This is a genomic window from Novosphingobium sp. PhB57 (assembly GCF_004342985.1).
In the GTDB taxonomy this organism is placed as follows: Bacteria; Pseudomonadota; Alphaproteobacteria; order Sphingomonadales; family Sphingomonadaceae; genus Novosphingobium.
Genome location: NZ_SMBO01000001.1, coordinates 1,373,409 through 1,387,046 on the forward strand (window position 1 = coordinate 1,373,409; position 13,638 = coordinate 1,387,046).

At 64.8% G+C, this 13,638-nt stretch carries 12 protein-coding genes and 1 tRNA gene; 6 read left to right on the top strand and 7 right to left on the bottom strand.

The annotated features are described in order from the left end of the window. The first annotated feature begins 156 nt into the window (after positions 1-156). The gene (locus EDF58_RS06210; RefSeq protein WP_132263540.1) at positions 157-807 is read left to right on the top strand and encodes a response regulator transcription factor; all 651 of its coding nucleotides are present in this window, start codon (positions 157-159) and stop codon (positions 805-807) included. Here EDF58_RS06210 and EDF58_RS06215 read toward each other — a convergent pair. Beyond that, a complete protein-coding gene (locus tag EDF58_RS06215) occupies positions 749-1,930 on the bottom strand; it encodes a sensor histidine kinase (RefSeq protein WP_132263542.1) in 1,182 nt (393 codons plus the stop codon). The genes EDF58_RS06210 and EDF58_RS06215 overlap by 59 nt on opposite strands. A 488-nt stretch (positions 1,931-2,418) precedes the next feature. Here EDF58_RS06215 and EDF58_RS06220 point away from each other — a divergent pair, with 488 nt between their 5' ends. Then, a complete protein-coding gene (locus tag EDF58_RS06220; RefSeq protein WP_132263544.1) occupies positions 2,419-4,113 on the top strand; it encodes a SulP family inorganic anion transporter in 1,695 nt (564 codons plus the stop codon). A 52-nt stretch (positions 4,114-4,165) separates the two neighbouring features. Here EDF58_RS06220 and EDF58_RS06225 read toward each other — a convergent pair. Both EDF58_RS06225 and EDF58_RS06230 read right to left on the bottom strand, forming a co-directional pair. Further along, a tRNA-Met gene (locus EDF58_RS06225) sits at positions 4,166-4,242 on the bottom strand. A gap of 107 nt (positions 4,243-4,349) precedes the next feature. Beyond that, entirely contained in the window at positions 4,350-4,892 is a 543-nt protein-coding gene (locus EDF58_RS06230; protein WP_132263546.1) for a 2'-5' RNA ligase family protein, read from the bottom strand. Between the two features lie 107 nt (positions 4,893-4,999). Between EDF58_RS06230 and EDF58_RS06235 the strand changes: the two genes are divergently transcribed. Continuing rightward, positions 5,000-5,410 (top strand): sugar transporter, encoded by a 411-nt coding sequence (locus EDF58_RS06235; RefSeq protein ID WP_132263548.1) that lies wholly within the window; start codon positions 5,000-5,002, stop codon positions 5,408-5,410. A gap of 11 nt (positions 5,411-5,421) precedes the next feature. Here EDF58_RS06235 and mltG read toward each other — a convergent pair whose 3' ends face one another. From mltG to aspS, 4 genes are all read right to left on the bottom strand, one after another. Next, positions 5,422-6,396 (bottom strand): endolytic transglycosylase MltG, encoded by a 975-nt coding sequence (gene mltG / locus EDF58_RS06240; protein WP_132263550.1) that lies wholly within the window; start codon positions 6,394-6,396, stop codon positions 5,422-5,424. A 19-nt stretch (positions 6,397-6,415) separates the two neighbouring features. Beyond that, positions 6,416-7,675: a beta-ketoacyl-ACP synthase II gene (gene fabF / locus EDF58_RS06245; protein ID WP_132263552.1), complete on the bottom strand. Its 1,260-nt coding sequence runs from the start codon at positions 7,673-7,675 to the stop codon at positions 6,416-6,418. A 186-nt stretch (positions 7,676-7,861) separates the two neighbouring features. Next, positions 7,862-8,098: an acyl carrier protein gene (locus EDF58_RS06250; protein WP_007013838.1), complete on the bottom strand. Its 237-nt coding sequence runs from the start codon at positions 8,096-8,098 to the stop codon at positions 7,862-7,864. Positions 8,099-8,331: 233 nt separating this feature from the next. Continuing rightward, on the bottom strand, positions 8,332-10,116 hold the full coding sequence (gene aspS, locus EDF58_RS06255; protein WP_132264186.1) for an aspartate--tRNA ligase: 1,785 nt from the start codon (positions 10,114-10,116) through the stop codon (positions 8,332-8,334). A 233-nt stretch (positions 10,117-10,349) separates the two neighbouring features. Between aspS and EDF58_RS06260 the strand changes: the two genes are divergently transcribed. The 3 genes from EDF58_RS06260 (at position 10,350) to EDF58_RS06270 (ending at position 13,634) form a co-directional block, all read left to right on the top strand. Beyond that, positions 10,350-11,306, top strand: coding sequence for a hypothetical protein (locus EDF58_RS06260; protein WP_132263554.1), 957 nt, complete (start codon positions 10,350-10,352; stop codon positions 11,304-11,306). Positions 11,307-11,387: 81 nt separating this feature from the next. Then, positions 11,388-12,611: a ribonuclease D gene (gene rnd, locus EDF58_RS06265; RefSeq protein WP_132263556.1), complete on the top strand. Its 1,224-nt coding sequence runs from the start codon at positions 11,388-11,390 to the stop codon at positions 12,609-12,611. A 126-nt stretch (positions 12,612-12,737) separates the two neighbouring features. Continuing rightward, positions 12,738-13,634, top strand: coding sequence for a hydrogen peroxide-inducible genes activator (locus EDF58_RS06270; protein ID WP_132263558.1), 897 nt, complete (start codon positions 12,738-12,740; stop codon positions 13,632-13,634). Positions 13,635-13,638: the final 4 nt, after the last annotated feature.

Below are 13,638 nucleotides of genomic sequence, written 5' to 3' on the forward strand. Positions count from 1 at the left end.
TGCCTTTGCATCTGCGTTCGCCGTTCGTCGGAATTGTGGAGAACTTATGCCGGAATGCTAGGGAAACTCCCGATTGAACGGGGTCATGACGGAACGAAGATAGACCCGCAGCCAACCGATGGCACCTGCAACGCCGCTAGAAAAAGGGGGGGTCGAATGCGCCCGATCACAAGCAGAATCCTTATCGCTGACGATCATCAGGCGATGCGCCAGGGCGTTCGGACCTTGCTGGAATCGCATGCCGATTTCCAGGTCGTGGGGGAAGCGGCCGATGGCCGCGAGGCGCTGAACCTGGCGGTGGAAACCAAGCCGGACATCGCCATCCTGGATTACTCGCTGCCGCTGATGAACGGCCTCGAACTGACCCGCGCGATCAAGCACGAGCTGCCGCGCACCGAAATACTGATCTACACGATGCACGATCGCGAAAGCATCCTGATAGATGTCCTGCGCGCCGGTGCCCGCGGCTATGTCCTCAAGTCGGACAGCGGCGTGCATCTGGTCTCTGCGGCCAAGGCCCTGGCGAAACGCAAGCCGTACTTTTCCGGCGCGATTTCGGAAACGCTGCTGGAACACTTCATCGATACCAACCACTCTACCGACAAGAGCATCATGCTCACCGCGCGCGAACGCGAGATCGTGCAGCTGATCGCGGAAGGCAAGCTGAACAAGCAGATCGCCCATATGCTGGGCATCAGCGTGAAGACGGTGGAAACCCACCGCGCCGCCGCCATGCACAAGCTGAAGCTCAGGACGACGGCGGAACTCGTGCTTTATGCGGTTCGGAACAATATCGTTGAGCCTTGACCGCGTTCGCCGCAGCATCGGTCTGGCGCCGCTGCGGGAAATAGGCGCCGATGTGCGTGCCATTGGCGCGCCGCTCCACGCAAAAGATACCGCCCAGCGCCTCCACGCGCTCACGCATCCCTGACAATCCCACGCCCATGGCCTCGCGGCGGCGTCCTTCGATGATGTCGCTGGGAATGCCGATCCCGTCGTCCTCTACTTCCAGCACGAGATGCTTGGCCACCGTCGTCAGGCGCACTTCCACGGTATGGGCGAAGGCATGCTTGCCCACGTTGACCAGCGCTTCCTGCGCGACGCGGTACAGCGCAATCTCGAGATCGGCCGAGGGCCGCAGACGCCCGGCAAGGTTCTGGAAACGAACGTCCAGCCCCGTGCGCCGCGCAAAACCCCTGACGAAGGCTCCCAGCGCCTCGTAGATGCCCCCAGACGACAGTTCCGGCGGGTGCAGGACGTAGCTGAGCGTGCGCATTTGATGCTGCGCGGTGCTGAGCGCGCTTTCGATGTCGATACAGGCTTCCTCGATGGCATCGAAAGTCCGCGCCTTGCGCACCGTCTCCAGCATGACTTGCGCCAGCGCGAGGTGCTGCGCGGTGCCGTCATGAAGGTCGCGCGCGATCCGGCGGCGCTCTTCTTCCTGCGCCAGGAGAATTCTGGCCTGCTGCGCCCGCCGCGTCAGCCGCTCCCCTGCCTTGCGGCCGGTCTTGAGCACGACCAGGATCATGCCGAAGGGCTCGGCAATGCTCGTGATCTGGACGCCCAGTTCCCCCCCGCGCGAGGTCAGCATGGGATAGCTGCGGCTGACGGACAGCAGGCTTCCGCCCAGGATGCGAACGATGTGCCCGCGAATGTCCGATCGGGATTCCTGGTCGAGAGGAAGCTGCTCCAGCACGCTCTCGAACGATGAATTGACGCTCTGGGCGAAGTCCATGCCCAGCACCGCAAGCGCTGCATCGGTAAGATTGGCAAGGACCACCTTGCCGCTCGGCGCCACTACGAAGACATCGAGCGGCAGCGCCTGGATTAACCCGCTCAGGACAGTAGCACGGTTCTCATCATAGCTGAGGTTCTTTACGAGCGGCATCTTGACTACGACGCCGCTGCAATCGATTTTCGGGTTCGTCATACGCACAGCCCCCGTGAGTACGCAGCAATTTGCGCTTCGGATCAATAGCGTAACTAAGTATGATTCTCTAGCTGTATTATTCCAAGTCCATGACTAACCACAATGGATAGGTTTTTCGCGCCTCCGTAATTACCCGTATAGCTCTTTACTTATTGTGATATTGTTTCCAACACCGCCAATTAGCTAACGTGGCAACTGAACTTTTCTGTCCTGCAGCATCGGCGCAGGCCAGGCGCATCGCCTGCAAACGTTGCTGAAAACCGGACCTCGCGGAAACCCGATCGCCATTTCCTGCCTGAAAGGGTGCGTCGAACGCCCCGGACATGCTGCAGCGCCCACACGCACGATCATCGAGTTGCGCAGCGGATCCGCGTGCCCTCGCGCCCTTCCGGGCTGTGCCCCTATGGCCACAGGGAAAGCCCCCATAGCCTCGGGGCGAGGAGTCGATAGCGTGCTGTCCTGTAGAAACTGATGCGCGAGCCAAGCCGATGTCCGAAGCTGACACCAGCGGCACAGCCCAGGACACATCGCCCGGGCGCAGAGGCTGGATCCGCGATCCGCTGGCGGGGCTGGTCGACGCGGTCGTGGCCCTTCCCGATGGCCTCGCAACCGCCGCGCTGATCGGCGTGAACCCGGTTGCCGGCCTCTATGCCGCCGCGATCGGCCCAGCAGTCGGCGGCATGCTGACGAGCAGCCGGTTGATGATCGTCGCGACCACCAGCGCTTCCGCCGTCATGGCCGCAGAGGCGCTTGCAGCGTTCTCCGGCGAAGCGCGCACCAGCGCACTGATGCTGCTGGTCCTGCTGTCCGGCGGCTTCCTGGTCCTGTTCGGACTGTTACAGGCTGGCCGGCTCGTGCGCTTCGTCTCCCATGCAGTGATGACCGGCTTCATGCTGGGCGTGGCGGTGATGCTGATCCTCTCGCAATTGCCCACGCTGATTGGCTATTCTCCGCAGCCGCCCGCCGAAGTCGGCCCCCTGCTCTCGCGGCTGTTCCATATGGGCCGGATCGCGCCTCATACCGCGATTATCGGCCTCTCCACTCTGGCGCTGCTGCTGATACTGCGCCGCACACGGCTCAGCCTCTGGTCCCCCCTCCTCGCACTGGCCGTCCCGACGCTCTCGATGGCGGCACTGGGATGGAGCGACGTTCCCACTGTCGCCAGCGGCAGCCCCATTCCGCGCGGGTTCCCGCTGCCGCGCCTGCCGGCGCTGGACAGCTTGACGCTCGACCTCGTCGGATCGGCTTTCGCCATCGCCGTGGTCGTGGCGATACAGGGTGCCGGGGTCAGCCAGGGCCTTGCCGTCGCCCACGGCCGCCGCGCGAACGTCTCCCGCGACATGATGGCGCAAGGCGCCGCCAATTGCGCGAGCAGCCTGATGTCGGGGATCGGCGTAGGCGGGTCGGTCAGCCAGACCGCCCTCAACGTCAGCCTCGGCGCCGCGACCCGCTGGGCCGGCATCAGCGCGGGGATCTGGCTGCTGGTCTTCATCCTGCTCATCCCCAATCTGGTCGGCCTGGTCCCGACGAGCGGCCTCGCCGCGCTGATGGTCAGCGCTGGAGCGAGCGCGATCAATTGGCGTGAGGCACTCTCCATCTGGCGCGTGGGAGGCGGCGCGCGGCTCGCCATCGTCGCGACTTTCAGCGCCTGCCTGGCCCTATCCATCCCCGTAGCAGTCGGCATCGGGGTACTGGTGACGATCGTCTATTTCGTCTCGTCCTCGGCCACGGACGTGTCCATGCGGATGGTGGTGCAGCGACCTGACGGACAGGCGGAGGAACAGCCCCCGCCGGCCGCCCTCGCCAGCCACCAGATCCTCGTCCTCGACGTCTGGGGCAGCCTGTTCTTCGCGGGAGCGCGGACCCTTCAGGAAAACCTGCCGGATCCCGCCGGAGCGGAAGAGCCCGCAGTCATCCTACGCATGCGCGGCCACAGCGCCGTGGACGCCACCCTGATCGAAGTGCTTGACGACTACGCCCACCGACTGTCGAAGCAAGGCGGCACGCTCTACCTCAGCGGCGTCAGCGACGGCCTGGCCGAACAATTCCGCCGATCGGGAAAACTGCTGCCTTCCAGCAACGTGCACATCGTTCCGGTCCAACCCATAATCGGCGCCGCCACCCGAACCGCCCTCGCCGAAGCACGCCGCTGGTCCGAAGACCACGACAATCGCGCCAGCTGAACGTGTGAAGCCGCTAAGGTTCGGCTAAATAAATATTTCTATGAAAAAGTAATGGTAGCGGAGGAGGGACTCGAACCCCCGACACGCGGATTATGATTCCGCTGCTCTAACCAGCTGAGCTACTCCGCCAAACCAGGGCCGCCGCGTGGGGGCCAGATCCGGTGCCTCGCATTGCTGCTGGGCAGGCCGCGTCCTCTAGGGGTAAGGTTTCCATCGGTCAACACCCAAAAATGCTTTTAGCTGCGAAAAGCTATCGAGCGGATCGGGCGCCACAATCCGTCCTCCCAGGCATGGAGGCCGAAGCCGCGGAAACGGAAGGTTACCGGGCGCAGACGCGGTTCCAGATCGGTCTGGAGCGCGCGGGCGGCGGCTAGTTCCACCTTGTTCTGGATCGTGATGTGAAGCCGCAGGGGCCGACTGTCCTGATCGGTGAGCAGCCCGTACATGCGCTCTGCGATCTGGGCATGCAATTCGACCATCTCCGGCGATTCGATGGCGATCGCCGTGCCGCCGCCTAGCTTCATCACGCCGGCGATCTGCGCTTGCGGCCTGCTTGCGCGGGCGAGCGTCCCGAGGACCTGCAGCAATTCGGCCTCCACGCGCGGCGGAAGGGCATGGAACAGAGTGACGTGGGCGCGAAGGCGGTTCCGTTCGGCAGGATAGTGCGCGCGGCGCAGGCCGTCCGCCCAGTCCAGAACATCGGCAGGCAGTTCCGCCGTGACGAGCAGCGGCGCATTCGGCTTGCGCTCCGGCGGCAGGACCTCTCCCTCGCGGTTCATGCAGTCTGCTCCTTCATTGCCGCGCCCTCCCCCGCCGTAACGGTTGTCAGGGCCTTGGCGCCAAGGCAAAATCGCCCATTCACCGTCCTGCGCGAAAGGAAGCGGGCATGAGAAAGTTCCGGGTCATCGCCGTTCTCATACTCTTGTGGAATCTTCTGGGCGATGCCGCCTATCTCATGCAGGCGACTGCCAATCTCGACGAGATTGCGCTGCGCGATCCGGTGCAGGCGCAGGCCTTTCGCGCAATGCCCGGCTGGGTCTGGGCAGCTTACGCCGTTGCCGTGTCGAGCGGTACCATCGGCGCGATCGTCCTGCTGATGCGGCGCGGCTGGGCCTGGGCGCTGTTCGCGCTGTCGCTTGTCGCCGTGGTGATCCAGTTCGGCTGGACCTTCCTCGGCTTCCACCTGCTCGGCGCCAAGGGGCCTTCCTCCGCCGTGTTTCCACTGCTGATCGTGGCGGTCGCCCTCGCTTCGACGGTCTACGCCCGCCGCAAGCGCGCGGACGGGACGCTGAAGTAGCGCCCGCGCCGTCAGATCTCGCCGCGCGACCGGCGGATCGCGAACCACTTCTTCACGTTTTCATTGTGCTCCGAAAGGGTCGCAGCGAAAACGTGCCCGCCGGTACCGTCCGCCACCATGTAGAGCGCGTCGGTCTTCGCCGGATTGAGCACGGCGGCAATCGATTCGCGGCCGGGATTGGTGATGGGATGCTTGGGCAGACCGGCCATCGTGTAGGTGTTGTAATCGTTGACGGCGCGGATTTCCGACTGGCGGATGCGGCGGCCTAGCGGCTTGCCCTTGGTGATCGGATAGATGATCGTCGGGTCGGCCTGGAGCGGCATGCCGATGCGCAGGCGGTTGGAGTAGAGCCCCGCCACCATGCCGCGTTCGGAAGGCTTGCCGGTTTCCTTCTCAACGATGGAGGCCAGGATCAGCGCCTGTTCCGGCGTCTTGACGACCAGACCTGACGCCCGCTTGGCCCAAAGCTCTGCCAGGGTCTTCGTCATGGCCCCTTGCATGCGCCGCAGCAGGGCCGCGCGCGGTTCGCCATTTTCGTAGGCATAACTGTCGGGCAGGACGGACCCCTCGTTCGGCGTCGAAACGTCGCCGCTGAGGTGCTCCTGCGCGTTCAGGCGCTCGTAGACCATGATCGAGGGCATGCCCTCGGGCACCATCACGAAGCGGCGGACCATGTCGTCGCTGGAGATGATCGCCAGCACGCGCGAAGCACTGGCATGGGCGGGAATGGCGAACTCGCCCGCCTTGATGCCGCTGCCGCCGCCGAAGACGCGGGCACGCAGCGTGAAGCCGCGCGCGCTGCGGATCACGCCCTGCTTTTCCATCCGTTCCGCCACGGCCGAGAGGCTGGCTCCGGCCGGAACGAGAAAATGCTGGTCCTTCTTGAGCGGGCCGGATCCGTACCAGCCTCCCACGAAGGACCACAGGGCGATCGCCGCCACCAGGCCGATGGCCGCGACGAGTATCCAGTTGCGCCGCGACATCATCGCCTTCAGTCCTTCTCGATCAGTCGATCTTGCGCATCACCAGGCTGGCATTGGTACCGCCGAAGCCGAACGAATTGTTCAGCACGGCGCGCACTTCGCGCTTCTTGGCGACGTGCGGCACCAGATCGACGCCTTCGCAGCCCTCGTCCGGATTGTCGAGATTGAGCGTGGGCGGCACGATCTGGTCGCGCAGCGCCAGGATGCAGAAGATCGATTCCACCGCACCGGCACCGCCGAGCAAGTGGCCGATGGCCGACTTGGTCGAGCTCATCGAAACGCCGCCGATGTCATCGCCGAACAGGCGGCGCACGGCGCCCAGTTCGATGGTGTCGGCCATCGTCGAAGTGCCGTGGGCGTTGATGTAGTCGATGTCGGCCGGGGTCATGCCCGCCTTCTTCAGCGCCATCGCCATCGAGCGATAGGCACCGTCGCCAGTGGGCTCCGGCGCGGTGACGTGGAAGGCATCGCCCGAAAGGCCGTAGCCGATCACTTCGCAGTAGATCTTGGCGCCGCGCGCCTTGGCATGCTCGTACTCTTCCAGCACGAGAACGCCCGCGCCCTCGCCCATGACGAAGCCGTCACGATCCTTGTCGTAAGGGCGGCTCGCCTGTTCGGGGCGGTCGTTGTAGCTGCTGTTGAGCGCACGGGCCTGTGCGAAACCGGCAATGCCGATCGGGCAGACGGTGGATTCGGCGCCGCCCGCCAACATGATGTCGGCATCGCCGTCCTTGATCATGCGCGCCGCGTCGCCGATCGAGTGGGCGCCGGTGGAGCAGGCGGTGACGACCGCGTGGTTCGGGCCCTTGAGGCCGTACTTGATCGAGACCTGGCCCGAGATCAGGTTGATGAGGCGCCCGTGCACGAAGTGCGGCGATACGCGGCCCGGGCCCTTTTCGGCCAGCACCAGCGATTCGCTTTCGATGCCCGGCAGCCCGCCGATGCCCGAACCGATCGAGCAGCCGGCCATGAGCTTGTCTTCCTCGCTCATGTCGGTGAGGCCGGCGTCTTCCAGCGCCTGGCCCGCGGCGTCGATGCCGTAGACGATGAAAGGATCGACCTGGCGCTGGACCTTGTGGTCGACGCGCTTGTTGGCGTCGAAACCATATTCGTGGTCGGCCGGCTTCACCTCGCAGGCGATCTGGCACTTCTGGTCCGAGGCATCGAAGCGGGTGATCGGCCCTGCCCCGCTCTTGCTCGCAAGGATGTTGGCCCAGGCGGTCTCCACGTCGGCCCCGAGCGGGGTGACAAGACCAAGTCCAGTGACGACAACACGACGCATTCATGCTCTCCGAAAAAGCAATTTGGCCGAAAATGCGGCCGGTGCAAACCAGCCTGCAGAAACGGCAACAGGCCCGCCCCCTTAGAGGTCGAGCCTGTCGAGTTCAATCCGGTTATGAACCGGGATCACAGCCGCCCGCGCGCCGACACCTGGCCGGCCTGCGCGAGAGTAGCCGAAAAGCCGGGCTCAGCCCTTGTTCTCTTCGATGTACTTGATGGCATCCGAGACGGTGCTGATCTTCTCGGCAGCATCGTCGGGGATTTCGACGCCGAATTCTTCTTCGAACGCCATGACCAGCTCGACGATGTCGAGCGAGTCAGCGCCCAGATCGTCGATGAAGCTTGCTTCTTCCGTCACCTTGTCGGCTTCGACGCCCAGGTGTTCGACGACGATCTTCTTAACCCGATCGGCGGTATCGCTCATTGAATAAACCCCTTCAAAAATTCGCGAGGTGTGAAATCTCGCCTGCCGCCCTAATGACTGGGGGCCGCGCTGGCAAGCCTCGCACGCAAGTTAGGATCACGACGTACAAGCGTCATGGCCCGATTTATCCACGACGCGTCCCTGTTTCCAGATTGTTTCCCGAAAACGGGGCTGCATCGTGACGGTTGAGGCGGCGGAGCAAACCCCGCCGCCATGCAAAAATTCGAACGAACTCAGCTCTTCTGCGGTTCCACGACACGCATGTGCAGTTCGCGCAGCTGCCTGGATTCGGCCGGGCTCGGCGCGCCCATCAGCAGGTCTTCGGCGCGCTGGTTCATCGGGAACAGCGTGATTTCACGCAGGTTCTGCGCCCCGCAGAGCAGCATCACGATGCGGTCCACGCCGGCCGCCATGCCGCCGTGCGGCGGCGCGCCGTACTGGAAGGCTCGGTAGAGGCCGCCGAAGCGATCTTCCACGTCCTGCTTGGTCAGGCCCACCATTTCGAAGGCCTTGACCATCAGTTCGGGCGATTGGTTGCGGATCGAGCCCGAGGCGATCTCGTAGCCGTTGCAGACGAGATCGTACTGGAACGCCTTGATCGTCAGCGGGTCCTGGCCCTCCAGCGCTTCCATGCCGCCTTGCGGCATCGAGAACGGGTTGTGCGCGAAATCGACCTTCTTGTTGTCCTCGTCCCATTCGAAGAACGGGAAGTCGACGATCCAGCACAGCTCGAAGCGGTCCTTGTCGATCAGGTCGAGCTGCTCGCCGGTGCGGATGCGGGCAAGACCGGCCAGCTTGGCGGCCTGCTCTTCCTTGCCGGCGGCGAAGAACACGCCGTCGTTCGGGCCGAGACCCAGCGCTGCGACCAGCGCGGCGGTCTTTTCCTCGCCGTGGTTCTTGGCGATCGGGCCGCCGGGGACGCCGTCCTTGATGTTGATGTAGCCAAGGCCCGAATAGCCCTCGCCGCGCGCCCAGACGTTCATCTCGTCGAAGAACTTGCGGCTGCCGGCGCCAGCGCCCGGAGCCGGGATCGCGCGGATCACGCCGCCGTTCGCGACGATGCCGGCGAAGATGCCGAAGCCCGATTCGACGAAGTGTTCGGTCACGTCCTTGATGATCAGCGGGTTGCGCAGGTCAGGCTTGTCCGAACCGTAGTCCAGCATCGACTGGGCATGCGGAATGCGGCGGAATTCACCGGCCGGCGTCACCGGCTTGCCCTCGGCGAAGTCGGCGAAGACGCTCTGGAGCACCGGCTCCATGGTTTCCCAGACTTCTTCCTGGGTCACGAAGCTCATCTCGAGATCGAGCTGGTAGAACTCGCCCGGCAGACGGTCTGCGCGCGGATCTTCGTCGCGGAAGCAGGGGGCGATCTGGAAATAGCGGTCGAACCCGGCGACCATCAGCAGCTGCTTGTACTGCTGCGGCGCCTGCGGCAGCGCGTAGAACTTGCCGGGGTGGATGCGGCTCGGCACCAGGAAGTCGCGCGCGCCTTCGGGGCTGGAAGCGGTGAGGATCGGCGTCGAATATTCGGTGAAGCCGATGCCTTCCATCTTGCGGCGCATGTCCGAGATGACCTTGGTGCGCTTGACGATGTTGGCGTGCAGCGTGTCGCGGCGCAGGTCGAGGAAGCGATAGCGCAGGCGGATATCCTCGGGATATTCCTGCTCGCCGGCCACCGGCATCGGCAGCTCCTCGGCGCGGCTGATCACCGTGGCGGAACGGGCGTAGACCTCGATCGCGCCGGTGGCGAGATTGGCGTTCACCGTGGATTCGGTGCGGGCCTTCACCACGCCCTCGATCGTCACGACCGATTCGACGCGCAGCGAATCGAGCAGTTCCAGCGCCGCGCTGTCGGTATCGGCCACCACCTGGGTCATGCCGTAGTGATCGCGCAGGTCGACGAAGAGAACGCCGCCGTGATCGCGCTTGCGATGCACCCAGCCCGAGAGGCGAACGGTCTGGCCGACCTCGGCAGCGGTCAGGGCGCCGCAGGTGTGGGAGCGATAGGGATGAGTCATGGCGGGCTCGCGCTTCTTCTGATCGGAATTGAGTTGCAAGCCGAGGCCCCTAGTCGAGTGGCGCGGCGATTTCCAGAAGAGATCGGACCGTCATGCGCGTCCAGCGCCAGGTGGCTTGTGGAATCCTCGTGGATTCCCGTTCCTATCTCTCGACCAGGCGCGCGGGCGCTAACCTGAAATAAACCATTGCGGGTCCATACCCATCGGCAAAACGGGTCTTGCCGATGGATCACATGGACAATGCGCAGGCTTCGGGCACCGTCACGATCGACGGTATTCCGGAGAATCAGTTCCGCACCGCGATCGAGGCCATGCTCCGCGAGGGCCGGGCCGACGAAGCCGCGCGCCGCCTCAAGGACGAACTCGTCTTTCTCTGCGGCGAAGGCCTCCCCCTGCCCGCGCGTTTCCGGTTCATCGCTGCGCAGGACGTTTCCGTCAGCGGCTGGCCGCGCCTGATCGAGCGGATCGGCGAACTCGACCGGCCCGGAGACCCGATCACCGCGATCGGCATCGACATCTGCCAGGGACCGACCGAGACCGGGCGGCCCTTCTACGAAACCGCTTTCTATACCGACCGCGCCTGGCCCTTCTCTCGCGCCGGCCGACTCGACCTGGCGGCGGCCTGCGGGGCCGACAGCCCGGCGTGGCAGGGCGCTGCGGAAGACAATGGCGATACGCTGAACGTCACCGGCCTGGAGGACCTCCACGCCGTGATCGCCGCGATAGGCAAACTCTGCGAAAGCGGCATGGCCACCATCGAGGAACAGCGTGCCTGCATCGTCGGGGCCTGCCATCTCGCGGTGCTGACTCATCAGGCCATCCGTGACGCGGCCATGGCCGAGGGCTTGCCGCGGCCCATGGCCCTCCTCGTCGGCAGCGACGGCGGCTATCCGGGCTTCGAGGCAGCGGCGCTCGCCGCCGCCGAAGGACCGCCCCGCAACGCGCCTCCCGCGGCGCCGTCCGAGCCGGCGAAAGACGCCCAGCGCCCCGCCGAACAGGCCGCGGCGATTCCCGGCGACAATTCCGAAACCTGGCCCGAAGCCTGGCACCTGCCGCCGCCGGGCCTGCACGTCACCGGCACGCAGCTTCGCCGCCGGCTGGTAACCCAGGAAAGCATCGCCGAACTCGACGCAGAGACGAGCCCGAGCCTCCTGAACAGGGTTTTCGGAGGCCTGCGGCGCAAGAAATAGGCATTTTCGTCATTTGTCGGAGAATTTGACGGGCTGGAAACATTGATCCCCCGCCCTGTTCGCGTTACCGCCACGGTCGAAATGAAAATCCACCCTCTGATAACGAAGACCGAAGACCTCGCCGCGCTGTGCGAACGCCTTGCGAAATCCGATTTCGTGGCGGTCGACACCGAGTTCATGCGCGAGAACACCTATTGGCCGGAACTCTGCCTCGTGCAGATCGCCAATACCGAGGAAGCGGCCGCGATCGATCCGATGGCAGTTGGGCTCGACATGACGCCCCTGCTCGACTTGCTGACCGACAACGAGGAGGTCCTGAAGGTCTTCCACGCCGGCGGGCAGGACGTGGAAATCATCTACAACGCCACCGGCCGCACGCCGCATCCGATCTTCGATACGCAGATCGCGATGATGGCGATCAGCCAGTCCGAACAGATCGGCTATTCGAACCTGGTCGAATCGTGGATGGGTCTCACCATCGACAAGGGCGCCCGCTTCACCGACTGGTCGCGCCGCCCGCTGACCGAGCGGCAGATCGAATATGCGATCGGCGATGTCACTCACCTCTCCAAGATCTTCCCCAAGATCCTCAAGCGCCTGATGAAGACCGGGCGCGGCGAGTGGCTCGACCAGGAAATGGAAAAGCTCGCCGATCCTGAGCACTACCGCAACGATCCCGCCCAGGCGTGGAAGCGGATCAAGGCCGCCGGCCGCAACCCGACGATGCTCGGCCGCCTCAAGGCCATTGCCGAGTGGCGCGAGCACGAAGCGCAGGGCAAGAACATCCCGCGCGGCCGTATCGCCCGTGACGAAACGCTGGCCGATATCGCCAGCCACCCGCCCAAGCAGCAGTCCGACCTCGCCAAAGTGCGCGGTCTTTCGCAGGGCTGGAAGGACAACGACATCGGCAAGCGCCTGATGAACACCATCGCCAAGGCCGAGCCGCTGGCAGACGACGAATTGCCCCCGCGCACGCCCAAGGGCGCGCCGCTCGGCAAGGAAGGCGCGCTCGTCGCTGACCTGCTCAAGCTGCTGCTCAAGATCCGCGCGCGCGAGATCGACGTTGCCGCCCGCCTGCTGGCCCGCAGCGAGGATCTCGAACTGCTGGCCGCCGGCGTGCGCAAGAAACTGCCGATTCTCGAAGGCTGGCGCTACGGCGTGTTCGGCCGCGATGCGCTGGACCTCGTTGAAGGCAAGCTCGCGTTCGCGGTCGAGAACGGCAAGCTCAAGATGACCCGCGTCGAGGACGAACCGACGGACGAGGCCTCGGACGAGCCTTCGGACGCCGCCGCAACGGAAGAATAAGGCACGGCAAAAGTCCATCGTCCCGGACCCGATCCGGGACGATGCGCCTTTCCGCCTTCTTCCGGAAGCACGTTCAACAAAAGCAAACGCTTGGCGAACCTGCCGCGTTCATGCGATAGCCGGCGCGTGACCGTATACCAGCCCACGCTCAAGCAGCTCCAGTACCTCGTCGCCCTGCACGAACACGGGCATTTCGGCCGTGCCGCCGATGCCTGCTTCGTCTCGCAATCGACCCTGTCCGCCGGCCTGCGCGATCTCGAAGCGCTGCTGGGGGTCACTCTGGTGGAGCGCACCAAGCGCGCGGTGCGCTTCACGCCGCTCGGTAATGCCGTGGTGGCCAAGGCGCACCGCATCCTGCGCGAGACCGAAGAACTCTCCGACCTCGTCCAGTCCAGCGGCAAGCCGCTCTCCGGCGAAGTGCGCATGAGCGTGATCCCCACGATCGCGCCGTTCTTGCTGCCCCGCATGCTCCCGCGCTTGCGCCGCGAGCGCCCGAACCTCAAGCTGTTCCTGCGCGAGGAGCCCAGCCAGGCCGCCATCGAATCGCTGCACCACGGCCGCGCCGACTGCGTGCTCCTGGCGCTGCCCTATGCCACCGGCGAGGTCGAGAAGGAGACCATCGAACTTGACGCCTTCTTCGTCGCCTTCCCCAACGACGATCCGCGCAATCCGCCGGCCGAAGTCGGCCCCGAGGTGATCGACGAGCACCGCCTGCTGCTGCTGGAAGACGGCCACTGCCTCAAGGACCATGCACTTGCAGCCTGCAACCGCCCGGAACTGCGCGCTTCGGCAACGATGATCGGCACCTCGCTCCATACGCTGGTGCAGATGGTCGACAACGGCCTCGGGCTGACGATGCTGCCGGAAATGGCGATCGATGCCGGCATTCTGAACGGCACCAACGTCGTGGCCCGCCCGCTGCTCTCCCCCAATGCCAACCGGGAGATCGCGCTGGTCTGGCGCAAGAACTCGCCCCGGGCCGAGGAATTCCGTTTGCTCGCGGATGAGTTGCGCGCCGGATAAGCCG

What these genes read in the sequence shown, in the direction of transcription:
- EDF58_RS06210 (WP_132263540.1), top strand. Translation starts at nt 157, where the DNA reads ATGCGCCCGATCACAAGCAGAATCCTTATCGCTGACGATCATCAGGCG.
- EDF58_RS06215 (WP_132263542.1), bottom strand. Translation starts at nt 1,930, where the DNA reads ATGACGAACCCGAAAATCGATTGCAGCGGCGTCGTAGTCAAGATGCCG.
- EDF58_RS06220 (WP_132263544.1), top strand. Translation starts at nt 2,419, where the DNA reads ATGTCCGAAGCTGACACCAGCGGCACAGCCCAGGACACATCGCCCGGG.
- EDF58_RS06230 (WP_132263546.1), bottom strand. Translation starts at nt 4,892, where the DNA reads ATGAACCGCGAGGGAGAGGTCCTGCCGCCGGAGCGCAAGCCGAATGCG.
- EDF58_RS06235 (WP_132263548.1), top strand. Translation starts at nt 5,000, where the DNA reads ATGAGAAAGTTCCGGGTCATCGCCGTTCTCATACTCTTGTGGAATCTT.
- mltG (WP_132263550.1), bottom strand. Translation starts at nt 6,396, where the DNA reads ATGATGTCGCGGCGCAACTGGATACTCGTCGCGGCCATCGGCCTGGTG.
- fabF (WP_132263552.1), bottom strand. Translation starts at nt 7,675, where the DNA reads ATGCGTCGTGTTGTCGTCACTGGACTTGGTCTTGTCACCCCGCTCGGG.
- EDF58_RS06250 (WP_007013838.1), bottom strand. Translation starts at nt 8,098, where the DNA reads ATGAGCGATACCGCCGATCGGGTTAAGAAGATCGTCGTCGAACACCTG.
- aspS (WP_132264186.1), bottom strand. Translation starts at nt 10,116, where the DNA reads ATGACTCATCCCTATCGCTCCCACACCTGCGGCGCCCTGACCGCTGCC.
- EDF58_RS06260 (WP_132263554.1), top strand. Translation starts at nt 10,350, where the DNA reads ATGGACAATGCGCAGGCTTCGGGCACCGTCACGATCGACGGTATTCCG.
- rnd (WP_132263556.1), top strand. Translation starts at nt 11,388, where the DNA reads ATGAAAATCCACCCTCTGATAACGAAGACCGAAGACCTCGCCGCGCTG.